At 64.4% G+C, this 24,061-nt stretch carries 24 protein-coding genes; 3 read left to right on the forward strand and 21 right to left on the reverse strand.

Annotation, left to right across the window (positions count from 1 at the left end):
- Positions 1 to 403: 403 nt before the first annotated feature.
- The 15 genes from DEM25_RS15165 to DEM25_RS15235 all read right to left on the reverse strand — a co-directional run bounded on the left by DEM25_RS15165 (position 404) and on the right by DEM25_RS15235 (position 16,154).
- The gene (locus tag DEM25_RS15165) at positions 404 to 1,021 is read right to left on the reverse strand and encodes a nucleoside/nucleotide kinase family protein (RefSeq protein ID WP_245412931.1); all 618 of its coding nucleotides are present in this window, start codon (positions 1,019 to 1,021) and stop codon (positions 404 to 406) included.
- Between the two features lie 51 nt (positions 1,022 to 1,072).
- On the reverse strand, positions 1,073 to 2,581 hold the full coding sequence (locus DEM25_RS15170; RefSeq protein WP_109768274.1) for a mannitol dehydrogenase family protein: 1,509 nt from the start codon (positions 2,579 to 2,581) through the stop codon (positions 1,073 to 1,075).
- Entirely contained in the window at positions 2,581 to 3,354 is a 774-nt protein-coding gene (locus DEM25_RS15175; protein WP_109768275.1) for an L-iditol 2-dehydrogenase, read from the reverse strand. Before DEM25_RS15175 ends, DEM25_RS15170 begins: the two co-directional genes overlap by 1 nt.
- On the reverse strand, positions 3,351 to 4,355 hold the full coding sequence (locus DEM25_RS15180) for an ABC transporter ATP-binding protein (protein WP_109768276.1): 1,005 nt from the start codon (positions 4,353 to 4,355) through the stop codon (positions 3,351 to 3,353). The genes DEM25_RS15175 and DEM25_RS15180 overlap by 4 nt, the downstream gene beginning before the upstream one ends.
- Positions 4,356 to 4,366: 11 nt before the next feature.
- Complete coding sequence (locus DEM25_RS15185; protein ID WP_109768277.1) at positions 4,367 to 5,197, reverse strand: carbohydrate ABC transporter permease; 831 nt, start codon at positions 5,195 to 5,197, stop codon at positions 4,367 to 4,369.
- A 9-nt stretch (positions 5,198 to 5,206) separates the two neighbouring features.
- Positions 5,207 to 6,085, reverse strand: a complete 879-nt coding sequence (locus DEM25_RS15190; protein WP_109768278.1) for a carbohydrate ABC transporter permease — start codon at positions 6,083 to 6,085, stop codon at positions 5,207 to 5,209.
- Between the two features lie 115 nt (positions 6,086 to 6,200).
- Positions 6,201 to 7,511, reverse strand: a complete 1,311-nt coding sequence (locus DEM25_RS15195; RefSeq protein ID WP_375565840.1) for an ABC transporter substrate-binding protein — start codon at positions 7,509 to 7,511, stop codon at positions 6,201 to 6,203.
- A gap of 98 nt (positions 7,512 to 7,609) precedes the next feature.
- Positions 7,610 to 8,641, reverse strand: a complete 1,032-nt coding sequence (locus DEM25_RS15200) for a LacI family DNA-binding transcriptional regulator (protein WP_109768280.1) — start codon at positions 8,639 to 8,641, stop codon at positions 7,610 to 7,612.
- A 501-nt stretch (positions 8,642 to 9,142) separates the two neighbouring features.
- Positions 9,143 to 10,078: a sugar ABC transporter substrate-binding protein gene (locus DEM25_RS15205; RefSeq protein ID WP_109768281.1), complete on the reverse strand. Its 936-nt coding sequence runs from the start codon at positions 10,076 to 10,078 to the stop codon at positions 9,143 to 9,145.
- A 26-nt stretch (positions 10,079 to 10,104) separates the two neighbouring features.
- Positions 10,105 to 11,067 (reverse strand): ABC transporter permease, encoded by a 963-nt coding sequence (locus tag DEM25_RS15210; protein WP_109768282.1) that lies wholly within the window; start codon positions 11,065 to 11,067, stop codon positions 10,105 to 10,107.
- Positions 11,064 to 12,068, reverse strand: coding sequence for an ABC transporter permease (locus DEM25_RS15215; protein ID WP_245412932.1), 1,005 nt, complete (start codon positions 12,066 to 12,068; stop codon positions 11,064 to 11,066). Before DEM25_RS15215 ends, DEM25_RS15210 begins: the two co-directional genes overlap by 4 nt.
- Positions 12,065 to 13,564 (reverse strand): sugar ABC transporter ATP-binding protein, encoded by a 1,500-nt coding sequence (locus DEM25_RS15220; protein ID WP_109768283.1) that lies wholly within the window; start codon positions 13,562 to 13,564, stop codon positions 12,065 to 12,067. The genes DEM25_RS15215 and DEM25_RS15220 overlap by 4 nt, the downstream gene beginning before the upstream one ends.
- Positions 13,565 to 13,678: 114 nt before the next feature.
- A complete protein-coding gene (locus DEM25_RS15225; RefSeq protein WP_109768284.1) occupies positions 13,679 to 14,530 on the reverse strand; it encodes an amidohydrolase family protein in 852 nt (283 codons plus the stop codon).
- Positions 14,531 to 14,539: 9 nt separating this feature from the next.
- Positions 14,540 to 15,385 carry a fumarylacetoacetate hydrolase family protein gene (locus DEM25_RS15230; protein WP_109768285.1) on the reverse strand — a complete coding sequence of 282 codons (846 nt, stop codon included), beginning with the start codon at positions 15,383 to 15,385 and terminating at the stop codon, positions 14,540 to 14,542.
- Positions 15,386 to 15,407: 22 nt separating this feature from the next.
- On the reverse strand, positions 15,408 to 16,154 hold the full coding sequence (locus tag DEM25_RS15235; protein WP_109768301.1) for an SDR family NAD(P)-dependent oxidoreductase: 747 nt from the start codon (positions 16,152 to 16,154) through the stop codon (positions 15,408 to 15,410).
- 197 nt (positions 16,155 to 16,351) lie between these two features.
- On the opposite strand from DEM25_RS15235, the gene DEM25_RS15240 reads away from it, so the two are divergent.
- Both DEM25_RS15240 and DEM25_RS15245 read left to right on the forward strand, forming a co-directional pair.
- On the forward strand, positions 16,352 to 17,083 hold the full coding sequence (locus DEM25_RS15240; protein WP_120222789.1) for a GntR family transcriptional regulator: 732 nt from the start codon (positions 16,352 to 16,354) through the stop codon (positions 17,081 to 17,083).
- Positions 17,084 to 17,130: 47 nt separating this feature from the next.
- On the forward strand, positions 17,131 to 18,165 hold the full coding sequence (locus DEM25_RS15245) for an aldo/keto reductase (protein WP_109767445.1): 1,035 nt from the start codon (positions 17,131 to 17,133) through the stop codon (positions 18,163 to 18,165).
- A gap of 15 nt (positions 18,166 to 18,180) precedes the next feature.
- Here DEM25_RS15245 and DEM25_RS15250 read toward each other — a convergent pair whose 3' ends face one another.
- Entirely contained in the window at positions 18,181 to 19,707 is a 1,527-nt protein-coding gene (locus DEM25_RS15250; protein ID WP_109767446.1) for a UxaA family hydrolase, read from the reverse strand.
- A 119-nt stretch (positions 19,708 to 19,826) separates the two neighbouring features.
- On the opposite strand from DEM25_RS15250, the gene DEM25_RS15255 reads away from it, so the two are divergent.
- Positions 19,827 to 20,156, forward strand: a complete 330-nt coding sequence (locus DEM25_RS15255) for an L-rhamnose mutarotase (RefSeq protein WP_109767447.1) — start codon at positions 19,827 to 19,829, stop codon at positions 20,154 to 20,156.
- A gap of 94 nt (positions 20,157 to 20,250) precedes the next feature.
- On the opposite strand, the gene DEM25_RS15260 is transcribed toward DEM25_RS15255, so the two are convergent.
- The 5 genes from DEM25_RS15260 to DEM25_RS15280 form a co-directional block, all read right to left on the reverse strand.
- Entirely contained in the window at positions 20,251 to 20,646 is a 396-nt protein-coding gene (locus DEM25_RS15260) for a RidA family protein (RefSeq protein ID WP_109767448.1), read from the reverse strand.
- 71 nt (positions 20,647 to 20,717) lie between these two features.
- Positions 20,718 to 21,404 carry an ABC transporter ATP-binding protein gene (locus DEM25_RS15265; protein WP_109767449.1) on the reverse strand — a complete coding sequence of 229 codons (687 nt, stop codon included), beginning with the start codon at positions 21,402 to 21,404 and terminating at the stop codon, positions 20,718 to 20,720.
- Entirely contained in the window at positions 21,401 to 22,150 is a 750-nt protein-coding gene (locus DEM25_RS15270) for an ABC transporter ATP-binding protein (RefSeq protein WP_109767450.1), read from the reverse strand. The genes DEM25_RS15265 and DEM25_RS15270 overlap by 4 nt, the downstream gene beginning before the upstream one ends.
- Complete coding sequence (locus DEM25_RS15275) at positions 22,143 to 23,126, reverse strand: branched-chain amino acid ABC transporter permease (RefSeq protein ID WP_109767451.1); 984 nt, start codon at positions 23,124 to 23,126, stop codon at positions 22,143 to 22,145. Before DEM25_RS15275 ends, DEM25_RS15270 begins: the two co-directional genes overlap by 8 nt.
- The gene (locus tag DEM25_RS15280) at positions 23,123 to 24,043 is read right to left on the reverse strand and encodes a branched-chain amino acid ABC transporter permease (protein ID WP_109767452.1); all 921 of its coding nucleotides are present in this window, start codon (positions 24,041 to 24,043) and stop codon (positions 23,123 to 23,125) included. Before DEM25_RS15280 ends, DEM25_RS15275 begins: the two co-directional genes overlap by 4 nt.
- Positions 24,044 to 24,061: the final 18 nt, after the last annotated feature.

The following is a 24,061-nucleotide window of genomic DNA, read 5'->3' on the forward strand; positions in this document are numbered from 1 at the left end:
CTTGCCCGGTCTGTGTGCTTTTCCGGCAGCGAAACGGCTCTATCCGTGGCGCACGGCGTCGAAGACGGCTTCGTGCAATCGACGGTTTCGGAAACCGCTGGTTATACCGCTGGAGACTCCCCCGGGATATCGGAGGCACGGACTGAGCGGCCCGTTCAAAGCGGGAGACTTCGTTTTGCTCGCGTCGACAATCGCTCCTGACTGTCGGACATCGCCCGCCGCAATTTGGTCCGGTCGAGTTGATTGCCAGCATCTGCGAGGGCGGCAGTGCGATTCAAGATGATCTCTTCGGGTTCGTATCGCATCGCGCGCACGCCGTTTGTGCCTCGAACAAGCCAATCTGTCACTCGAGGTGGCTGCGTTCAAAAGGGTACGGGTCACGGCAGCGTGGCTTGGGACCGGATCAGAGCCCCCCGGCGTCCGGAGGCACTGCAACGGTTACGTCCGACGGCAGCCGCGCCGCGATGATCCGGCGCGCGTTTGCGAGGTCGTTGCCCTCGGCCCGGGCGCGTGCCGCCTCGGGCGTGTGATCATGCGCCAGCCAACGTTCGACGGTGCGCTTAAGCACCAGTTCCTCGGGTGTATCGATCCAGATCGACAGATCCCACAGCGGGGCAAGCGCATTCCATGGCGGTTCGTCGAACAGCAGATAGTTGCCTTCGACAATCGCCAGATCGCAGTCGGGCCCCACCCTGCCCGCTCCCGCCACCGCCAGATCCCGGCCACGGTCGAACAGCGGAAAGCAGGCCTCTTCCTCGGACTTCAGGCGGCGCATCATTGCGACGAACCCGCCCGCATCGAATGTCTCGGGCGCGCCCTTGCGGGCGCGCAGACCGGCCTCGTCCAATAGGCGGTTGTCGAGGTGAAAACCGTCCATCGGGACGTTCGCACTTGTGTGGCCGGCCTGCGCCAGGTGTTCCGTGAGTGCCGCGGCCAGGGTCGACTTGCCGCTTGCCGGCGCGCCGGCGATAGCCACCAGCCGACGCCGTCCCTTCAAGGGCAGGGCGGCGATGCGCTCCACAAGTTGCGCCGGCGGCTTGAGCGAATGTGACGCCAATAGCACGGTCATCGGCTATCCGCTCACGCCCGTGCCCGCGCGCCCCGAAGTCACGGAGGCGTGTCCGACGTAGCACTCAAGCGCCGCTTCACACCCGTCCGACCAGATCAGGCCGAGCCACCGGGCAAAGCTCTCGCGTAAGCCTTCATTGCCAGCCAGATCGCCGTAGAACTGCCGCTGTTCGAGCCATGCCGCCGGCCGGTCCCTGGCAGCCCTGGCGGCACCGACAAGTTCGTCCCAGAACGGATCGTTGGGCGCGATCGCCGAACCGTCCTCACGCGTGCCGTCACACATGCGGGCCCAGAGGGCCTCGACCAACGCCAAGCCCTCAATCGGCGCGCCTGCGGCGAGGGCATCGCGGACGATCGGCAGGACAAAGCCGGTGTGCCGCGACGACCCATCGAACGCGACACGCCGGGTCGTGTCGACGACGGCCGTGTTGCTGAAGCGCCGCTCGACCAAATCGATGTAGGCCGCGGGCGTCATGTTGGGAACGGCGGCCACGTGGGGCGCGATCTCCTCTCGCTGAACCTTGTGGAACAGCGACGAAACCAGGGGGTGGGCCATGCATTCGGCGATCGTTCCGATTGCCAGGATCTCGCCCGCGTTGGCGATCACCTGATGCCCCGCATTGAGAATGCGCAGTTTCATCGTCTCGTAGGCGTGCACATCGTCCGAAAAGGTCACCCCGACGCGATGCAGATCGGGCCGGCCGGCGCAGAAGTCGTCCTCCACCACCCACTGGCGGAAATCTTCGTGGGTCACCGGTGCGTCGTCCTCGATACCGAACGCTTGGACCAGCGCGATCTCCTGCGTTCCCGTTGCCGGGACAATGCAATCGACCATGGAGTTCGGGAATGTGCAGTGCGTGTCGATCCAGTCCGCCAGATCCGGGTCGGACAGGCGGGCCAATGACACGACGGTCCGGCGCAACACCCGGCCGTTTTCCTGAAGGTTGTCGCAGCTCAGTCCGGTGAACGGGCCGTCGCCCGCTGCCCGACGGCGCGCGAGGGCCGCGACCATCGCGCCAAAGGCGGTTCGGGGCCGATCCGGGTTGGCTGCGTCATGGCGGATGTCGGGATGGCCGGCATCGAAGCCCTGGCTGACCGGGTCGACGTAGTAGCCGCCTTCGGTGACGGTCAAAGCGACGATGCGGATGCCCGGATCGGCCAGTTGATCGATGAGCGGCCCGTTGCCGTCCTCGATCGGCAGATAATCGATCATCGGTCCGATGACTTCCGCCGATTTCCCCGACGGATCGAGCTCGATCAGCGTCGTCAGACAGTCCTGCGCCAGCAGTTTCTCGCGCATCTGCGCGTCATAGGGCCGAACCCCCGCGCCGATGATCGCCCAATCGAGCGCTTCGCCCTGCTGCATCAGCCGGTGCAGATACCAGGCCTGATGCGCCCGGTGAAAATTCCCGACGCCGATGTGGACGATGCCGGGGCGGAGCGCGCCCCGGTCGTAATGCGGGCGCGCGACGGAGGCCGGCAATTGGCCAAGTGTCGCCTGCGATAGCCGCATCAGTTCATCCAGTTCCCGCCATCGACATTGTAGGTCTGGGCGACGATGTAGTCGGCCTCGTCCGTGGCCAGAAAGATCGCCATCCCGGTCAGGTCGTCGGCCCGCCCCATCCGGCCAAAGGGAACCGCTTCGCCGACTTCCTTCTTCTTCTGGCCAAGCGGCTTGTTCTCATACCTGGAAAAAAACGCATCGACGCCATCCCAATGCTCGCCATCCACCACACCAGGCGCGATGGCGTTCACATTGATCCCGTGCCGGATCAGGTTGAGCCCGGCCGACTGGGTCAGGCTGATGACCGCGGCCTTCGTCGCGCAATAGACGGCGACGAGCGGCTCGCCCCGGCGGCCGGCCTGGCTGGCCATATTGATGATCTTGCCGCCTGCGCCGCCTTCGATCATGTGCCGTGCGACCGCCTGCAGCGTGAACAGCGTCCCGGCCACGTTGATGTCGAAGGCGCGCGCATAGTCCTCGCGGGTGATCTCGACGATCGGCGCGGCGGTGAAGATGGCCGCGTTGTTGATCAGGATGTCGATGCGGCCGAGTGCGGCCACGGTTTCGGCGACGGCCGTGTCGATGCTGTCCTGCCGCGTGACATCCATTTCGATTGCCACTGCCGCATCGCCCAATGCTTGAGCGGAGGAACGTGCGCGCCCGATGTCGATGTCGGCGATCGCCACCCGCGCCCCTTCGCGCGCATAGGCTTCGGCAAGTGCAAGACCGATCCCCCGCGCTGCGCCGGTGATCAGGGCAGTCTTCCCCTCAAGGCGCATCAGTCGATCCTCAGCCCTTGTGCGTCGAACCGGTGCATGTGCTCGCGTCGGGGCGTCAGATGCACGTCCGCCCCGTAACTCAGGGCCCGCTCGCCAGGCGCCCGCACCGTCAACGGCTCGGCCAAGCCGTCACACTGCACATGAAAAAACGTGTCGGATCCGAGGTGTTCCGACACGCCGATCGTGCCCTTCCACGCCCCATCGGTCTCCGAGATGTCGATGTGCTCGGGCCGGATGCCGATCGTGGTGGCGTCGTGCTTGGCCGCTTCCGGCCCGCAGATGAGGTTCATCTTCGGCGAGCCGATGAAGCCGGCGACAAACGTGTTGCGTGGACGCCGGTAGAGCTCGAGCGGCGATCCCACCTGTTCGATCACGCCGGCCTGCAGAACGACGATCTTGTCGGCCATGGTCATCGCCTCCACCTGATCGTGGGTGACATAGATCATCGTGGTCTTCAGGCGCTTGTGCAGTTCGGAGATTTCCAGCCGCATGCCAACGCGCAGCGCGGCATCGAGGTTCGACAGCGGCTCGTCAAACAGAAATGCGGACGGCTCCCGCACGATCGCGCGGCCGATCGCGACACGCTGGCGCTGACCGCCGGAGAGCTGGCCCGGCCGGCGGTCGAGATAGTCCGTCAGGTTGAGCACCTCGGCCGCCTGCTCCACGCGGCGCTTCTGTTCGGCGGGGGCGAGCCGGGCCATGCGCAGCGGGAATGCGATGTTCTTGCGCACGCTCATATGCGGATAAAGCGCATAGGACTGGAACACCATGGCCAAGCCCCGCCTGGCGGGCGGCACCTCGGTCGCGTCGGTGCCGTCGATGACGATCTTGCCGTCGGTCACGTCTTCGAGTCCGGCGATCAGGCGCAACAGGGTCGACTTGCCGCAGCCTGAAGGGCCGACAAAAACGACAAACTCCCCGTCCTCGATTTCGAGGTCCAGCTCCGGGATGACGGTGACATCACCGAACCTCTTCTTCACCTGGTCGAGCACAATGCGTCCCATGGTGGGTCCCCTTACTTCACCGCGCCGAATGTCAGGCCGCGGACGAGTTGTTTCTGGCTGAACCAGCCGAGCACCAGGATCGGCGCGATCGCCATGGTCGAGGCGGCGCTGAGCTTGGCGAAGAACAGACCCTCGGGGCTGGAATAGCTGGCGATGAAGGCCGTCAGCGGCCCGGCTTTGGCCGCGGTCAGGTTGAGGGTCCAAAAGGCCTCGTTCCAGGCGAGGATGAAGTTCAAAAGGATGGTCGAGGCGATGCCCGGAACGGCCATCGGCGTCAGGATGTAGAGGATCTCTTCGCGCAGCGACGCCCCGTCCATCCGCGCCGCCTCGAGGATCTCGACCGGGATTTCCTTGAAGTAGGTGTAAAGCATCCAGACGATGATCGGCAGGTTGATCAGCATCAGCACCACGACAAGGCCGATGCGCGTGTCGAGCAGGTTGAACTGCACGAAGATGAGGGAGATCGGATAGAGCACGCCGACTGCGGGCAGCATCTTGGTCGACAGCATCCAGAGCAGGATGTCCTTGGTGCGCTTGGACGGCACGAAGGCCATCGACCACGCCGCCGGCACCGCGACGAGAATGCCCAGAAGCGTGGACCCGCCGGCAAGGACTACCGAGTTCCACAAGAAGCGCATATAGTCCGACCGCTCCTGCACGATGGCGTAGTTTTCCAGCGTCCAGTCGAAGAAGAAGAACAGCGGCGGGTCGTTGATCGCCTGGGCTTCCGTCTTGAAGCTGGTCAGGATCGTCCAGTAGATCGGGAAGAAGATCAGCAGTCCGATCGCCCATGCGACGGCGGTTGTGATGACCTTGCGGCGTGTTGTGGTTGCCCGTGCCATGTCTTCGCCCTACCGATCGAGGTTCTTGCCGACGATGCGCATCAGGAAGATGGCGATGATGTTGGCGAGGATGATGGCGTAGACGCCGCCGGCCGAACCAAGGCCGATGTTCTGACTGTCGACGACGCGCTGGAAGATCAGATAGGTGAGCGTCCGTGTGCCGAAGGACCCGCCGGTCGTCACGAAGATTTCCGCGAAGATCGACAACAGGAAGATCGTCTGGATCAGGATCACGATGGTGATCGCCCGCGCCAGATGCGGCAGGATGATGAAACCGAACCGCGCGAACGCCGGCGCGCCATCCATCTCGGCCGCCTCGAGCTGTTCGCTGTCGAGCGATTGAACCGCGGTCAGGAGAATGAGCGTCGCGAACGGCAGCCACTGCCAGGACACGATCAGGATGATCGATTGCAGCGAGGCGTCCGAGAGCCACGACACCGGCTCGGCGCCGAAGAAGCGCCACAGATGTGCAAGAATCCCGTTGACCGGATCCATGAACATGTTCTTCCAGACCAGCGCGGACACGGTCGGCATCACGAAGAAAGGCGCGATCACCAGGATGCGGACGATCCCCTGACCCCAGAATGGCTGATCCAGCAGCAAAGCGAGCAGAACGCCGAGCACGACGGTAACCACGAGCACGCCGCCGACGATGACCAGCGTCGCCTGGACGCTGGGCCAGAAGGAACTCGAACTCAGGAACCGTGCATAGTTCTCGAAACCGACCCAGTCGAGACCCCGCTCGAGGGAGTCGCCGCGCAGCGGAAGATATCGCTTGAACGAGAAGAACAGTGTCATCGTCAGCGGCACCAGCATCCAGCCCAGAAGCAGGATCACGGCCGGTGCCATCATCAATCTGGCTGCGGAACGCGAATGCTGGGTTGCCATGGATGCATCTCCCCCGTTGACGGTCCAAGCCCGTCTCAGACGATGCGACGATTAAAGGTGTTTGAGCGCCGGGGGGCAACGTGCGGCCGCCCCCCGGGAAATGCGGCGGAAGGGCCTAGCGGTAGCCGGCGGCTTCCATCGCGTCGTTGGTGATTGCCTGCGCCTTTTCCAGCGCTTCCTCGACCGATTGCTGGCCGGCATAGACAGCCGAGAACTCCTGGCTGACCTCTGTGGCGATACCGGCAAACTCCGGAATGGCGACGAACTGGATGCCGACATAGGGCACGGGTTTGACGGTCGGGTTGGTCGGATCGGCCGCGTTGATGGAGTCAAGCGTCATCTGGGCGAACGGCACGGCCTGATATTCCGGATTCTCGTAGAGCGAGGTCCGGGCGCCGGGCGGCACGTTGGCCCAGCCCTCGTTCGCGGCCACGAGCTCGATGTACTCCTTCGAGGTCGCCCATTCGATGAACTGCTTGGCTTCGGCCTCCTTCTGCGTGCCCGCCGGGATTGCCAGCGCCCAGGCCCACAGCCAGTTGGAGCGTTTGCCCATGCCCGTGTCGGGCGCCAGCGCGAAACCGACCGAGTCGGCCACGGTGGAGTCATCGGGATTGGTCACGAAGGACGCCGCAACCGTGGCATCGATCCACATGCCGCATTTGCCCTGCTGGAACAGCGACAGGTTCTCGTTGAAGCCGTTGGTGGAGTATCCGGGAGGGCCGGCCTCGGCCATCAGGTCAACGAAGAAGTTGAGCGCGTTGGCCCACTCCGGCTGATCGAACTGGGCGTTCCAGTCCTCGTCGAACCAGCGCGCGCCGAACGAGTTCGCCGTGACCGTGATGAAGGCACCGCCCTCACCCCATCCGGCCTTGCCACGCAGGCAGATGCCGTTGATGTCGTTCTCGCGGTCGGTCATCGCAATCGCCGCTTCACGAATGAACTCCCAGGTCGGCGCCTCGGGCATTTCGAGCCCGGCGGCTTCCATCAGGTCGGTGCGGTACATGACCATGGAGCTTTCGCCATAGAACGGCGCGGCATAGAGCGTGCCATCGTGGGAAAGGCCACCGCGCATCGCCGGCAGGATATCGTCCACATCGTACTCGGCGGACAAATCGTCCAGCGGGATCAGCCAGCCGTTTGCGCCCCAGATCGGCGTCTCGTACATGCCGATGGTCATGATGTCGAACTGGCCGCCCTTGGTGGTGATGTCGGTCGTGACGCGCTGGCGCAGGACGTTCTCTTCCAGTGTCACCCACTCGACGCCGATGCCGGTCGCCTCGGTGAATTGATCCGTATAGCCCTGCATCCGGATCATGTCGCCATTGTTGACGGTGGCGACGGTGATGGTGGAGTGGTTATCAGCAAAGGCGCTGCCGGCCGCAAAGACCGAAAGCGCGGTTGCCGCACAAAGTGCGTTCTTTCTCAACATCCTCTTCCTCCCTGACATGGATGTGGTCGGGAGGTTAGCCATCAAAATTGTCTGGCGTCAAGAAAAGTTTTTCGCGCGTAAATTTTTGGATCGCGTCATGCGGAGGCTCTCAGCACGAGGCGCGCAGCAAAAAGCGTCTCCGTGCGCTTCTGGAACCGTCCGCCCGCCTCGATCAGATCGTTCAGTGTCCCGATCGCGCAATTGGCCACCGCATCATAATCGTGTGCGGCGGTTGTCAGCGACGGACAGGTGAAGCGCGAGAACGGATGATCGTCATGCGAGGCGACACGCAGCGCGCAGCCCTCGCCGCGTCCGACCCGGAAGCCCCGTTCGTAGCATGCCGACAGCAGCCCGATCGCCAGACGGTCGTTGCTGCACAGAACGATGTTCGTGGGGAAACCGCCGGCGTCGAGGATCCGCAGCGCACCCTGGCGCCCGATCTCTTCGAAGGCCCATCCTTCACCCTCGATCTTGATGACATGCGGTTCAAGCCCGAGGCGCTCCATCATTTCAAGATAGGCCAGACGCCGCTTGTTGGCGTTCGGATTTGCCGGTGTCATCATCTCGAAGAAGCAGGGCGGGTCGCCCGTGCGGGTCAGATACTCCACCGTCTGCGACACGAAGCTGAAATTGTCCGAACCGACAAAGGCTTCGCCGACACCTTCGATGTTGCTGTCGAACAGGACCGTCGGCACATCCGCACAAAAGCTCTCGACCGTCTTGCGGTCCGAGGCGCGGCCAAGCGGCGCCAAAAGGACGCCGGCGGGCTTGAGCGACCGGAGGCTGTCGAGAATGTCGTTTTCCAGGTCCTGCTGGCCATGGGCGCTGAAAAGGGTCGGCCGGAACCCGGCTTCGATGCAGCGCTGCTCCAGCTGACGCGCGATTTCGGCGAAGAACGGATCGGCCAGATAAGGAACCACGATGCCGACATTCTTGGTCAGCTTCCGGTTCTGGTTCATCGCGAAAATGTTTGGACGGTAATCGTACGTTTCGAGCGCCCGCTCAATTCGCTCGCGCGTCGATGGCCGGACACTGTCGGGATCATGGAAATATTTGGAGATCGTCGGACGCGAAATGCCGCTCACCGCGGCAAACTCCTCCATGTTCCGGATCTTCGTGTCTGACATGCTGCTCCGCCGAGCGCCCAACTCGGCACAGGATCGGTACCATTACAGAAACTTACCATTTCTTATCGCGCGCAAATTTTCAACCATTTCGTCCACCGGCAGCCGGCGGCAGTCCGTAGGCAACGCCCCGGTGCAGTTCCCAGGAGCCCGCAGGCCTTCCATTTCCATGCGGTATATCCGGACAGTCCTTCGGGATCGCGGAAGACCGGAGCGCGCGCCGCGATGGGACCTGCCGATGTTCTGGAAGCGCTCTGTCCGCTCCCGCTTCAGCGCGGGAGATCGCCGCGCCTATGGGACGAGCAGCCATGCAATCGGGCGGCGCGCACGCGGCATCCGGTCGAACTCGACGGTCCCGCCGCAAAGGCCGACATGCCGGACCTGACGGACGACGCCGGAATTGCAGCCGACAGAGCAAGAGGCCCGCACAAGGCGGGCCCTCCAAATTCCGGACCAGGCCGGCACGGATCAGCAAGCCGGCACGGATCAGAATGCCGGCACGGATCAGAATGCCGGCTCGACACTGTCGACATTCGCCTTCGTCACGACGGTGAGCGGGATCGGCAGGCGGGCGCCGACCTCCTGACCGTCGAGGATCCGGGCCATGGTCTCGATCGCAAGCTTGCCGTCTTCCACCGGCGACTGGACGATCGTCGAATACATCTCGCCGGACTTGATCGACTCGAAGGCATCCCTCTGGCCGTTGATCCCGACGATCGGCGGCATCGGCTCGCCGGGCCTGGCTTCCTTCCATGCGTCGATGAAACCGCGCGCCATCGTGTCGTCATTGGCGTAGACGCCGTCGATACCGTCGCCGAAGCGGGTGATCAGGTCGCGGCTGACGACGAGCGCCTTCTGCTGATCGAAGTCCGCGTTCACCGTATCGAGCACCTCGATCTTGCTGTCGATCTCGGCCAGCCGGTCGACGAAGCCGCCGACGCGGCCGATTGTGGTGCCATTGCCCGCCTGTCCGGCGATCACGACGACCGAGCCCTCGCCGCCCAAAACGTCGGTGAGCGAGTCGGCGGCCATCCCGCCTTGCTCGTAGACATCGGGGCCGGTGAAAGACAGGATGAACTGGTTGGCCTGCTCGTCCATCGGCGAGTTGATCAGGATGGCCGGGATCTCGGCCTGCTGGGCCCTTGCCAGGCCGGGGATGTAGGCCTGCGGGTCAAGCGGCCACAGGATGATGCCGTCGGCGTTGCGCGCGATGCAGGTGTTGAGCTGCTGCGTGCCGGTCTGCACGTCGAAATTCTGGCTCAGCGTGATGACTTCGATGCCGAGTTCCTCGGCGCGTGCCTCCAGAGCCTCGTTGGCCGGGGTGGCATAGGCGTGCGCGTCGGCAGCGGTAACGTAGCAGACCGTCCTTGCCTCCGCCCAGCCAACAGAGGCGAGCAGCGCCAGCGCGCTGACGATCGTTCCGGTTTTCGCTTTGGTCATGGTTTCCTCCTGGTGATTGTGGGATTTCAGCCCGGGACGCCTGCCGCCGCATGTGTGCGCGGGCCCGGCCGCACGGTACGGTCGAGAACGACAAGCAGAATGAGAATGAGGCCGACGACGACCTGCTGGATGTAGGCGGGCACCGACTGGAACTCCATCGCGGTCGTCAGCGCGGCGATCGTCAGCACGCCGCCCAGCGTGCCGAGCGCGGAGCCGCGCCCGCCCTCGATGCGCGTCCCGCCGACCACCACCGCCGCGATCACGGTGACGATCAGCTCGGCGCCGAAAACGGGCGAGCCCGTATTGGTCGTCAGGCTCTGGAGCACACCGGCCACGCCGGCCAGCGTTCCGGCGAAGACGAAGGCCAGGAACACGGTCCGGCCGGGCGCGATGCCGCTTGCCTCGGCCGCATCGGCATTGGAGCCGACCGCGAACAGGTTGCGTCCCGCCACCGTGCGCGTCAGCCAGAAATGAAGCAGCAGGATCGAGCCGACGAACAGCGCGCTGCGCAGCGTGAAAATCTCAAGATGGACCGTCGACAGAGCCAGCGACAGCATGATGTCGGTGCCGGGAACGGGCTGGCTGTCGGTCAGCCAGTGCGCGACCGAACGGAAGATCAGCATGGTGGCAAGCGTGGCCACCAGCGCATTGACCCTGAAGACAACCGAGAGCAGCCCGTTGAAGGCGCCCGCCGCCGCCCCTGCCAGCACGCCGGCAAGGGCGGCTGGCCAGATGCCGATGACGGGCTGAAGCATGATGGCGGTGATGCCGGCCAGCGCAAAGGTCGAGCCGACCGAAAGATCGATCTGGCGCGCGATGAGCAGCACCGTCATGCCGATCGCGATGATGCCGATCGTCGCGCTGCGGTCGAGCCCCAGGCCGAGCGTGGTGACGCTCGGAAATCCCGAAACCGTCAGCGAGGCGATCAGCAGCGTCAGGCCGAGAATGACGGCGACGCGATAGCGGACGAGCCGCACAAGCACTGTCATAACGCCCCTCCTGCCCGCCGGCGAAGGGCGACATCGAGGGCGACCGCGATCGCGATCAGCAGACCGAGCGCAAAGCCCTGCACCGGCGTGCGCACGCCCTGCAGCACCATCACATTGGTCAGCAGCTGAACGAACACCAGTCCGGCTATCGCGCGCGGCACCGAGCCGAAGCCGCCCATGATCGAAACCCCGCCGACCACAACCGCCGTGATGGCGCTGAACTCGTAGCCCGTGCCCACCAGCGGCCGGGCGCTTTGCAGCGTCAATCCCAACAGCGCACCGCTCAAGCCCGCGCAGAGCCCTGTGATCACGAAGGCGCCGGCCTTGACCGCGCGCACCGGCACCGCACTCGCTTCCGCGGCGGCGTAGTTGCCGCCGGTCGCGATGGTCCACCGGCCCCAGTAGGAACGCGACAGCGCGAAGTGGCCGACCACCGCCACCGCCATGAAAATCAGCACGATGGCGGGTATGCCGAAAAGGCGGCTCTTGACCAGCGCGGCCGTGTCCGGGTTCGTGCCGTAGACGATCACGCCGCCCACCGCCGCCTGCACGATGCCCAGCACGATCGTGCCGACGCCAAGCGTGGCGACAATCGGGTTGATGCCGACATAGCCGATCAAAAGGCCGCTCATCAGCCCGCAGAAACCGGCAAGTGCAATCGCCGCCGCGAAGGCCGGCACCGGGCCGATGACCGGTTGCAGGGCGAGCGAGAGAATCGCTCCGCACGCAATCGTCGCGGGCACCGACAGATCGGCAAGCCCGCCCACCACGAGCACGAAGGTCATGCCCACCACGACGATGCCGACGATCGCCATCGAGGTCAGCACGTTGACGAAGTTTCCCGCGGTAAAGAACACGGGGCTGGCCAGAGAGCCGTAGATCAGCACCGCCAGGATTGCGATCGCAAGCCCGCCGCGCGACAAAAGATCGAACAGCGGACCGCCGCTCCGGAAGCGTTCGTTCGCCGTGCCTTGCTGCATCTGTATCGGCACGTCCGTCACGCCGCCTCCTCCCCGGTGGCAAGCGCCATGATCCTCGCCTCGCTCAGCGCCGCGCGCTCGACCGGCGCGGAGGCATGACCGTCGCGCATCACGACGACGCGGTCGCACACGCCCAGCACCTCGGACAGTTCCGACGAAATCATCACCACCGCCATGCCGCCGGCGACCAGCTCGCCGATGATGCGGTGAATTTCCGCCTTCGCGCCGACGTCGACGCCTCGCGTCGGCTCATCGAGAATGAGCACCGACGGGTTGGTGGAAAGCCATTTGGAGATAACCGCCTTTTGCTGGTTTCCACCCGAAAGAAGGCTGATGCGCCGCTCCGGGTCCGGCGGAACGATGGAGAAATCCTTGGTGTAGCTTTCGGCCAGCTTGCGGTCCGCGCTCATGCTCACCCTGCCGAAGCGGGACAGCTTGCGCAGCACCGGCAGGCTGATGTTCTCCCTCACGCTCAAAGAGGGTACGATGCCGTCGTCCTTGCGGTCCTCGGGCACATAGGCGATGCCGGCGCGCACGGCAGCCGCTGGTGAATTGATCGCAACCGGCTTTCCGCCGATTTCGACCCGGCCTTCGGTGACGCGCGCCATGCCGAAGACCGCCCTGGCCAATTCGGTGCGCCCTGCCCCGACAAGCCCGGTGAGGCCGAGAATCTCGCCCGCCCGCACCTCGAAGCTCACATCGCGGAAGTTGTAGCCGTCGCCGAGGCCCGCGACCTTCAGCACCGGAGCGCCGATTTCCGACGGCGTCTTGGGAAAGACATTGGTGACCTCGCGCCCCACCATCAGGCGGATCATCTCGGCAGCCGTTATTCCGTCTGCCGGGCGCGTGTCGATCATGCTGCCGTCGCGCAGGATGGTCACGTCGTCGGCGATCTCCAGCACCTCCTTGAGGCGGTGGCTGATGTAGACGATCGCAATGCCTTCCTGCTTCATCTTGCGCAGGATGCGGAACAGGGCCGCGGTCTCGTGCTCGCTCAGGCTGGAGGTCGGCTCGTCCAGAACGATGATGCGGGGCCCGGCCGCATAGGCCTTTGCAATCTCGACGAGCTGCTGCTGGCTGATCGACAGGTCGCCGAGCCGTGCCTTCGGATCGATCGCGGCGCCAAGCTCGTCGAGGATGGCGGCGGCATCGCGGACCATTTTCGCCTTGTCGGCAAGACCCCACTTGCGCGGCATGCGGCCGAGATAGACGTTTTCGGCAACGGTGAGGTCCGGAACCAGATTGAGTTCCTGATGAACCATGCGGATGCCAAGTCTCTGCGCGTCGGCGGGCTTGCGCATGCGCACTTCGACACCGGCGATATCGGTCGTCCCCGTCGTCGGCAGATAGGTGCCGCTGAGCACCTTCATCAGCGTCGACTTGCCGGCGCCGTTTTCGCCGACGATCGCATGAACGCGACCGAAATCGACCGTCAGATTGACGTTCGAAAGCGCCTTCACGCCCGGAAAAGTCTTGCTGATCCCCCGCATGCGGAGAGCTGTTGCCACAGCCGACATACCCTTCCTCCCGACGGCACACCCCTGCCCCTCATTCCGGCATGGGATATGCATTGTTCTATTACACTAATATAATAGACGACGCAAGCGACGCCCTCCGGCTTTCTCGGCGGCCTACAGAGCAAGGTCGTAGAAGCGTAACGCGTTCAGGCCGTAGACCGCATCCCTTGCCGCTTCCGTGAGGCGCCCGTCGAGGATCGCCCGAAGCGCCTGCAGGGCCTCGGCATAGCTGCCCGCCTGAAGGCATACCGGCCAGTCGCTCCCGAACATCAGCCGGTCGGGGCCAAACAGCCCGACGACATGATCCAAATAAGGTTCCAGGTCCTTCGGCCTCCACAGCCGATGGTCGGCCTCGGTGATCATGCCCGAGAGCTTGCAATGCACATTCGGGAAGGAAGCGACGCTTGCCACGTTCACGGCCCATCCGTCGAACGCACCGGACGCGATGTCCGGCTTGGCGATATGATCGATGACGGCTTTCAGGCCCGGCACCGCTTCCAGCGCGCGAACGACATGCGGCAGGTGTCGGGGACAAGCCAGAATGTCGAAAGCGATGCCGCGCTCCGCCAGCAGCTTGAGATTGGCAAGCACCGCGGGTCGCACAATGTAGGCGTCGTCCGCCAGATCCTGCAGCATCGGCCGCAGGCCGACGAATTTGGGTTGCCGCGCCAGCAGATCGAGCTTGGCGCCGAAGCCGGCCTCGTCCATGTCGAGCCAGCCGACGACGCCGGCGACGAACGGCGTTTGCGCCGCCAGCTCCAGCAGGAATGCGGTCTCCGCCTCGGTTTGCGCCGCCTGCACGACCACCGTCGCGTCCACGCCGGCCTTGCGCAGCAGCGGGGCAAGGTCTTCCGGCATGAAGTCGCGATGGAGCGGCTCGCCCATCCCGGGCGCCATCCAGTGATAGTCGCCGCGCCGGACCTGCCAGAAGTGATGATGGGCGTCGATGACGGGCGCGGCTGCCATCTGCCTGTCCTACCCGTCCGCGTGGAACGTCTGCCTTTGGCTTCCCAGCCCTTCTATGCCGAGTTCGACGACATCGCCGTCTCTGAGATAGCGCGGCGGCTTCATGCCCATGCCGACGCCGGGCGGCGTGCCGGTCGAGATGATGTCGCCGGGCAGCAGCGACATGAACTGCGACAGGTAGGCGACCAGATGCGCCACGCCGTAGACCATCGTCCTCGTCGAACCGTCCTGCATGGTCTCGCCGTTCACCTTCAGCCACATGCCGAGGTTCTGCGGATCGGCGATCTCGTCTCGTGTGACCAGCCAGGGACCGACGGGACCGAACGTGTCGCAGCTCTTGCCCTTCGTCCACTGGCCTTGCCGTTCCGCCTGGAAGGCGCGCTCGGAAACGTCATGCGTCACGCAATAGCCGGCCACATGATCCATCGCATCGGCTTCGGCGACGTATTTCGCCGGCTTGCCGATCACCACGCCGAGTTCGACCTCCCAGTCGGTCTTTTCCGACCCGCGCGGGATCAGAACGTCGTCGTCCGGGCCGGCGATCGCCGAGGACGCCTTCATGAAGATCACCGGCTCGGAGGGCACCTCCATGCCCGACTCGGCGGCATGGTCGGCATAGTTGAGGCCGATACAGATGAACTTGCCCGTCCCTGCAACGCACGGGCCGATGCGCGGCTTGCCGGAGACAAGCGGCAGGCTTTGCGGATCGGTTCGCGACAGCGCCGTCAGGGCGTCGGGGTGCAGATGCTCGCCCGCAATGTCGGCGATGACGCCGGAAAGATCGCGGATCTCCCCGTCGGCATCGATCAGGCCCGGCTTCTCGGCACCGGCATCGCCAAAACGAACAAGCTTCATGACTATCTCCCGAATGAAACGATCAGTATGTGGCGCGGCCGCCGGAAAGGTCGAAGACCGACGCGGTGGTGAAGCTGTTTTCCTTTGTAACCAGCCAGGCCACCATGTTCGCCGCCTCATCCACCTCAAGGAAACGCGCGCGCGGAATCTTCGACAGCATGTAGTCGATATGCTCCTGCTTCATCTGGTCGAAGATCGGCGTGCGGGCGGCGGCCGGCGTAACGCAATTGACCGCGATGTCGAAGCCGGCCAATTCCTTGCCCAGCGATTTCGTCAGGCCGATCACCGCCGCCTTGGATGCGGAATAGGCCGAAGCGTTGGGGTTGCCTTCCTTGCCGGCGACCGAGGCGACGTTGACGATACGCCCATAGTTCCGCGCCTTCATCGAAGGCACAACGGCCCGGTTCACGTAGAACGTGCCGTTCAGGTTGATGTCGACCACGCGCCGCCAGTCGTCAAGCGGATAGTCCTCGAGCGTATGGTTGGGACCGGCAATGCCCGCCGAGTTGATCAGAATGGAAACCGGGCCGAGGCGCTCTTCGGTCTCCTTGCGGGCTGCCGCGACTGCCTCGGCGTCGGCGATATCCACGACCGCCATATCGGCGCCCGCACCGAGTTCCGCCTTTGCAGCCGCCAGCCGTTCGCCGCCAATGTCCCAAAGACAGACCCTTGCGCCGGAGGCCAGAACACGCCTGGCAAAGGCAAACCCCAGCCCCTGTGCGCCGCCGGTGATGACCGCAACCTGGCCTTCAAGATCCAACTTGTTGATTGCTCCATCCTCCCCGATCGATGTCCTGCGGGCCGTGCACAGCTCATTCCGCGCAACGGCATTTCCGGCATTGCCCTTGCATATTACACTAGTATAATGCAAGCCTCGTGAAGCCGGAAACGGCCTTCACACAGCCTGCCGGCACGGGGGTATCGCCCGTGCCCGACGTGACCGCAAACTGCCGTGAGGACGGGACAATGATTTCAAGATCACCCGACCAGACCAGCGAAGACCGCCTGTCGGCCTTTCTCGGCGGCGTTGCTCTCAACAGGGCGATCCCGCTGCGCGATCAGGTCTACTCGCTCGTCCGCAGGGCCATCGTCACCGGCAAGCTTGCGCCCGGCGCGCCCATCAATGAGATCGACATCGCGACCCGACTGGGCATCTCGCGCACCCCCGTGCGCGAAGCGGTCAAGAAGGTTAGCGACGAGGGCCTCGTCAGGGTCTTCGCGCAGCACGGCACCTTTGTCGCCGACATCAGGCGCGAGCAGGTCGAAGAATCATACATCATCCGCATCGCGCTCGAAATGGAAAGCATCAAGCGTGCTGCCCCGCGCATCACGCCTTCCCACGTCCAGGACCTCGAAGACATCGTCAATGCGCATGAGACCGCGGTGAAGCGCTCGCGATATGACGAGGCGATTGCGCGCGACGACGACTTTCACCGCTACATCGCCGAGGTCAACGGACTGCACATGCTGTGGAAGGTGGTCGACATATCCAAGGCCCAGATGGATCGCTGCCGGCTGCTGGCCCTGCCGAGCCCCGGCGCCGGCCAGGAGACGATCGCCCAGCACCGCGCCATCCTCGAAGCGCTGGCAAAACGCGATCAGGAGGCCTCGATGCGGGCCCTGGAAAACCATCTCCAGACGTCGCTCGACAACACGCTTGCCTATCTCGACGCGAACGCCGGCGAGCGCGAGCCCTGACCCGAGCGGCCCGGCGCTGCGTTGCGGGCCCACGCAAAACAAGGCAAATGACCGGAGGAACGCAGGTGAAGGTAGCGCAACGCAGGGCCGTGAAGCGGGCCGGTCTGGAGTTGACAGCGCTGGGACTGGGCTGCGCCGCGTTCGGCGGGCTCTACCGGTCCATCACCGCGAGCGACGCACTGGCTGCACTGCGGACGGCCTGGCAGGCGGGCATCCGCCATTTCGATACGGCGCCGATGTACGGGCTCGGGCGGGCCGAGCATCTTCTCGGGCACTTCCTGCGCGAAGGAAACATTGCCCCCGGGGAGGCTGTCATCAGCACCAAGGTCGGCCGGCTGATGGCCCTGCCCCGCCCGGGCCGCGAACTGCCGCCCGAACCACCGAAGAACCCGTTCGATACCGGCTGGAACAACGGCCTTCGGTTCCGCGAGGTCTTCGACTACAGCTATGACGGCCTGATGCGCAGTTTCGACGACAGCCAGCAGCGCCTCGGCCTGCCGGACATCGATTTGCTGTTCGTGCACGACATCGGCCGCGTCACCCACGGCGAACGGCACGATCGGACATGGAGGGATCTGACCGGCGGCGGCTTCCGGGCACTGCGCGAATTGAAGGCGGCGGGCCTGATCAAGGGCTTCGGCCTCGGGGTCAACGAGACCCGGGCGATCGACGAGGCGATGAACGAGACCGACATCGATTGCTGTCTTCTTGCCGGACGCTACACGCTGCTCGACCGGTCGGGCGAGGCGCTTCTGGCCAAGGCGAAGTCGCGCGATGTCGCGATCGTGGCGGGCGGCGTCTACAACTCCGGCATCCTCGCGGCAGGCAATGCGGGCGACCGCAAGTTCGACTATCGCGACGCCCCGCCGGAGATCGTCGGCAAGGTCGATCGTCTCGCCGCCACCTGCGCCCGCTTCGACGTGCCTTTGGGTGCTGCCGCACTCCAGTTTCCGATGCGCAACGAAGCCGTCACGTCGGTGCTTGTCGGCGCCAGAACCGCCGAAGATGTGGCGTCCAGCGTCGACTGGTTCGAGCGCGCGATACCCGATGCGTTGTGGAGCGAACTCGACGCTGCCGCCTGACGCGGCGGCGCGGCCCTACATGGTCGCCCCGACCGACCATGGAACGAATTCGCTGTCTCCGTAGCCGAGTTGTTCGGACTTGGTCCGCTCGCCCGACGCGACCGCCAGAACCCGCTGCAGGATTTCCTCACCCTTCTGCGCCAGCGAGACCCCATCGAGGACATCGCCGCAGTTGATGTCCATGTCCTCGTTCATCTGCTCGTAGATGTACGAGTTGGAAGCCAGCTTCAGCGAAGGCGTCGGCTTGCAACCGAAGGCCGAACCGCGCCCCGTGGTGAAGCAGAGCACGTTGGCGCCGCCGGCCACCTGCCCCGTCGCCGAGACCGGGTCGTAGCCGGGCGTGTCCATGAACACCAACCCCTTTGCCGTGACCGGATCGGCATAGTCGAAGACACCGTTGAGGTTGGTCGAGCCACCCTTCGCCGCCGCTCCCAGAGACTTTTCAAGGATCGTCGTCAGCCCGCCCGCCTTGTTGCCGGGCGACGGATTGTTGTTCATCTCCATGTTGTGGCGCGCGGTATAGTCCTCCCACCAGCGGATGCGCTCCGCCAGCTTCTCGCCCACCTGCGTGCTACCGGCACGGTGCATCAGAAGGTGTTCGGCACCGTAGATCTCCGGCGTCTCCGACAGGATTGCGGTGCCGCCTTCGGCCACCAGCAGATCGACCGCCACGCCCAGCGCAGGGTTGGCCGTGATGCCCGAATAGCCATCGGAGCCGCCGCACTGAAGCGCGAGCATCAGTTCCGAAGCCGGCGCCTCGCCGCGTGTCGCCTCGTTGACGATCGGCAGCATCTCTTCGACCGCGCGCACCCCCGCCTCCACCGTCTTGCGCGTGCCGCCCACTTCCTGGATCGTCAGCGTTCGAAAGGTCGCGTCCTCGCTGATGCCATAGGACCGCATCCAGCGCGGGATCTGGAACGCCTCGCACCCCAGGCCCACCATCAGCACGCCGCCGACGTTGGGATTTGTCGCAAAGCCCCACTGCGTGCGCTTGAGAAGCTCGTAGGCCTCGCCATGCGTGTCCAGCCCGCAGCCGGTGCCGTGCACCAGCGAAATGACACCGTCGACATTGGGATAGTCGGCAAGGATACCGGACCTCGTCACGTGGTCGGCGATGAAGCGCGCGGCACTCGCCGAGCAGTTCACCGACGTCAGCACGGCGACATAGTTGCGGGTGCCGTACTTGCCGTTGGCCCTGCGGAAGCCCTGGAATGTGCGCCTTCGTTCCGGCGTGACGAACGCGGTGGGCTTGGTTTCGGTGCCGAAAGCGTAATCGCGATCGAAGCTGTGAAGATAGACATTGTGCTCGTGCACCCAGCTTCCCGGCGCGATGTCTTCCCTGGCGAAGCCGATCACCTGCCCATACTTGACCACGGCCGCATCGCGCGCGATTGCCTCCACCGCCATCTTGTGGCCTCGCGGCACGCGTTGCGAAGCCGTGACGCCGGCGAACGTGTCGCCGGCGCTGAACGGCTCGATCGCCACGACGATGTTATCGGCATCGGTAAGTCTGAGTGCGCGCGCTGTCGGTGCCGTCAACATGGTCTGAAAATCGCCTGAAAAACGGTGTTGCAACTCGATGGGAATATAAGAATACTAATATAACAGTCGATACGGGTCAAGGCGGCACGCCGGCCGGCCGATGCGGGAAGGACACGAAAATGCAACGTATGGGTTTATGCATCGGCCTGAAGGCGGATCAGGTCGAACGGTATCGCGAACTGCACACCGACGTATGGCCGGACGTGCTGGCTGCCATTTCGGCAGCAAACATCCGCAACTATTCGATCTTCCTCAAGCAGCCCGAGAACCTGTTGTTCGCCTACTGGGAATATGTCGGTTCCGATTTCGGGCGCGACATGGCGATCATGCGCGACAAGCCTGCAATGCAGGAATGGTGGAAAATCTGCGACCCGCTGCAACAGCCCTTCGAAACGCGTCGCGACGGTGAATGGTGGGCGTCGATGGAACGCGTGTTCTGGCTTCCGTGAAATGAACGGCCAGGGCAGCAAACCGTCCCGGCCCATGGCAGCCGCGAGCGACGTGCACAAAGGGTCGGCGAAGGTCCCTGCCGTTGGAGACAAATCAGGCCAGATGCGCCGTCGCTTCGATCTCGATCAGCGCATCGTCCTCGATCAGCCCGCTGACGACGACCACCGACATCGCCGGGAAGTGCTTGCCGAACACAGCGCGGTAGGCAGCGCCCACCTCCTTCTGCCGGGCGACATAGGCCCGTTTGTCGGTGATGAACCAGGTCAGCCTGGTAATGTCCGTCACCTTGCCGCCGGCGGCCTCGACAATCGCGGCGATGTTGCGCAGCGTCTGCTCCAACTGCCCGACAAAATCGTGCGTCTCGAACACCTGGTCCTTGTTCCAGCCGATCTGCCCGCCGATCTGCAGCGTGCCGTCCGGCGTCAGCATGCCATTGGCATATCCCCGGGCGGGCGCCCAATCGTCCGGCTGTATCGTCTTGGTGGTCATGATCGTTGGTCCATAATCTGTTCGGCCTTCAGCGGTCATCTGCCGGGCAGGTGCCCCGGTGGATAACCGCATCAGACCCCCACATATTTCTCGGTCACGTCGTTGGTCAGCGCCGCCATCTCACCCCGCCAGACGGTTCGGCCGCGCTCGATGATCGTCGCCCGGTCGCAGATCGCCCGCAATTCCTTCAGCGACTTGTCGATCATCAGGATCGACAGACCCGCTTCGGTCTTCAGCCGGGCGATCGCCGCCCAGATCTCCTGCTTGATGATCGGCGCCAGGCCCTCGGTCGCCTCGTCCAGGATCAGCAGCTTCGGGTTGGTCATCAGCGCCCGGCCGATCGCCAGCATCTGCTGCTCGCCGCCCGAAAGCGAGGCCGATATCTGGTTGCGCCGCTCGCCCAGCCGCGGAAACAGTTCGACGACACGCTCATGGGTCCAATAGCCCGGCCGCGCCGCAGCAATCAGGTTCTCGTATACGGTCAGACCGGCAAAGCAGCGCCGGCCCTCCGGCACGAGCCCCAGCCCCAGACGGGCAGCCTTGTGGCTTGGCAGCCGGCCCAGATCATGGCCGCTGAAGGTGATCGAGCCTTTGAAGGGCAGCATGCCGCAGATGCATTTGACGGTGGTCGTCTTGCCCATGCCGTTACGGCCCATCAGCGCGACGACTTCGCCCTCGGCAATCTGAAGATCGACGCCGAACAGGGCCTGGCTGGCACCATAGGTGGCCGAGATGTTGGAAACCGACAGAAGGCTCACGCGTCTTCTCCAAGATAGGCTTCCCGGACCTGCCTGTCCGACTGGATCTCATCGATGCTGCCGCTGGCGATCACCTTGCCGTAGACAAGAACGCTGATCCGGTCGGCGAGCGTGAACACCGCGTCCATGTCATGCTCGACCAAAAGGATCGGCGCCTCATGACGCAATTCGTCGAGAAACCCCGTCAGCCGTTTCGATCCTTCCGAACCCAGACCCGCCATGGGCTCGTCCATGACGAAAACGCTGGGCTCCAGCGTCAGCGCGACGGCCACTTCCAGTTGCCGCCGCTGGCCGTGGCTGAGTTCGGCGGTTCGCGTCGCCGCATGGTCCTGAAGGCCGACGCGCTCCAGCGCCGCCTCGGCGCGGGCGCGCAGATCTGCGTCCTCGAGCGCCGGAGACAGGAAGCGCCATGGCCGGCCAGATGCGCCCAGCGCGCCAAGAACCGCGTTCTGAAGCACGGTGTCCTGCATCGCCAGCGCCGATATCTGGAAGGTGCGGCCAAGCCCCGCCTTGGCGCGCGCGCGCGTGCTTTGCTGCGTGACGTCGCGACCGAGCAGATGCACGCTGCCGGCGTCCGGCATCAGCGTGCCGCAAATCTGCGCGATCAGCGTCGACTTTCCAGCGCCATTGGGCCCGATAATGGCATGGATCTCGCCCGGCCGAAGGTCGATCGAAACGTCGTCGCTGGCTTTCAGGGCGCCGAAGCTCTTGGAAATGCCATGTGTCGCGAGCACGGGATCAGCCATGCGCTTTCTCCCGGCCGGACACGATGCCGATCAACCCGCCGCGGCCGAACAGGACGATCAGCAGCAGCAACGCGCCAAGATAGACCAGCCAGTAATCGCTCAGGCCGCCGAGGAAATGCTCGAGCGCCACGAAGACCAGCGCGCCGGCGACCGGCCCGAACAACCGCGCCACGCCTCCGATGATGATGAACACCATGATCTCGCCGCTCATCTGCCAGGAAAACATGGTCGGGCTGACGAACCGGTTGAGATCGGCGAACAGCGCGCCGGCCAGTCCCGTGATCGCGCCGGAGATCACGAAGGCGACCAGCTTGAGCCGCGTCGCATTCAGCCCCACGGTTTCGACCCGCTGCGGCACCTGGCGCGCCGCGTTGAGCGCCAGCCCGAACGGCGATCTGGCCAGCCGGCTGGTGAACCAAAGCACCGCGCACAGGATCGCCAGGCACAAGCCGTAGAACTGGATCGGTTGCAGCGTGTTCAGCCCGGGAAAGTCGTTGCGCACCCAGATCGACAGCCCGTCCTCGCCGCCATAAGCCGACCAGCTGATCGAGAAGAAGAAGAACATCTGGCCGAACGCCAGCGTGATCATGATGAAATAGACGCCCGACGTGCGCAGCGACAAATGCCCGATCACCAGCGCCGCCAGCGCCGACAGGACGATCGCGGTCAGCCAGATGACGGGCATCGATTTGGTGCCCTCGATGACAAACGGCCATTCCATCACCGGCGTGACGGTCTGGGCATGAAAAGCGAGGATACCCATGGCGTAGCCGCCAATGCCGAAGAATGCCGCATGGCCCAGGCTCACCAGCCCGCCCAGTCCGAGCGCGACGTTCAGGCCGACCGCCGCCAGTGCGAAGATCGCCGCCCGCGTCATCAGCGTGATCGTGAACGGCTCATTGGCCCACCAGGCCCATGCCGGCACGACGAAGAAGATCGCCAGGATCGCGGCGTTCAGATAGCGCTCGGCGATCATGACTTCGCTCCGAACAGGCCGGTCGGCCGCCAGATCAGGATCGCACCCATCAGGATGTAGATCGCCATCGACGCCAGCGACGAACCGACCGAGGTGGCGGTCGCCGGATCGGTGAAAAGCTTGAGCAGTTCGGGCAGGAAGATGCCGCCGAGCGTGTCGGTGAGCCCGACGAGGATGGCGCCGATCAGCGCACCCTTCATCGAGCCGATCCCGCCAATGACGATGACCACGAAGGCGAGGATCAGCACCGGCTCGCCCATGCCGACCTGCACCGACTGGATCGCGCCCACCAGCGCGCCGGCGATGCCGGCGAGCCCCGCGCCCAATGCGAAGACCAGCGTGTAAAGGCGCGAAATGTCGATGCCGAGCGCGGCGATCATCTCGCGATCGTTCTCGCCGGCACGGATCTGGATGCCGATCCGTGTTTTCGTGATCAGGGCGCCGAGACCAAGCGCGATCAGAAGGCCAACCACGATCAGGAACAGCCTGTAGAGCGGATATTGGATGCCGCCGGGCAGCGTCACCGGTCCCGACAGATAGTCCGGAATGTCGAGAAACAGCGGAAACGAGCCGAACAGCCAGCGCGTGCCTTCCGAAAAGATCAGGATCAGCGCAAAGGTCGCCAGCACCTGATCGAGATGATCCTTGTCGTAGAGCCTTCGGATCACGACCAGCTCGACGATGGCGCCGACGATCGCGGCCGCAGCAAGCGCCGCCGCGAGCGCCAGCACGAACGATCCGGTGTAGCCGGCCACCGTTGCGGCGGCGAAGGCGCCGATCATGTAGAGCGATCCATGCGCCAGATTGATCAGCCCCATGACGCCGAAGATCAGCGTCAGGCCAGCCGCCATCAGGAACAGCATGATGCCGAACTGCAGACCGTTAAGGATCTGCTCGACAAGGAGGATGAAGGACATGGGAAAGGGTTCCAATGG

The organism is Oceaniradius stylonematis (assembly GCF_003149475.2).
In the GTDB taxonomy this organism is placed as follows: domain Bacteria; phylum Pseudomonadota; class Alphaproteobacteria; order Rhizobiales; family Rhizobiaceae; genus Roseitalea; species Roseitalea stylonematis.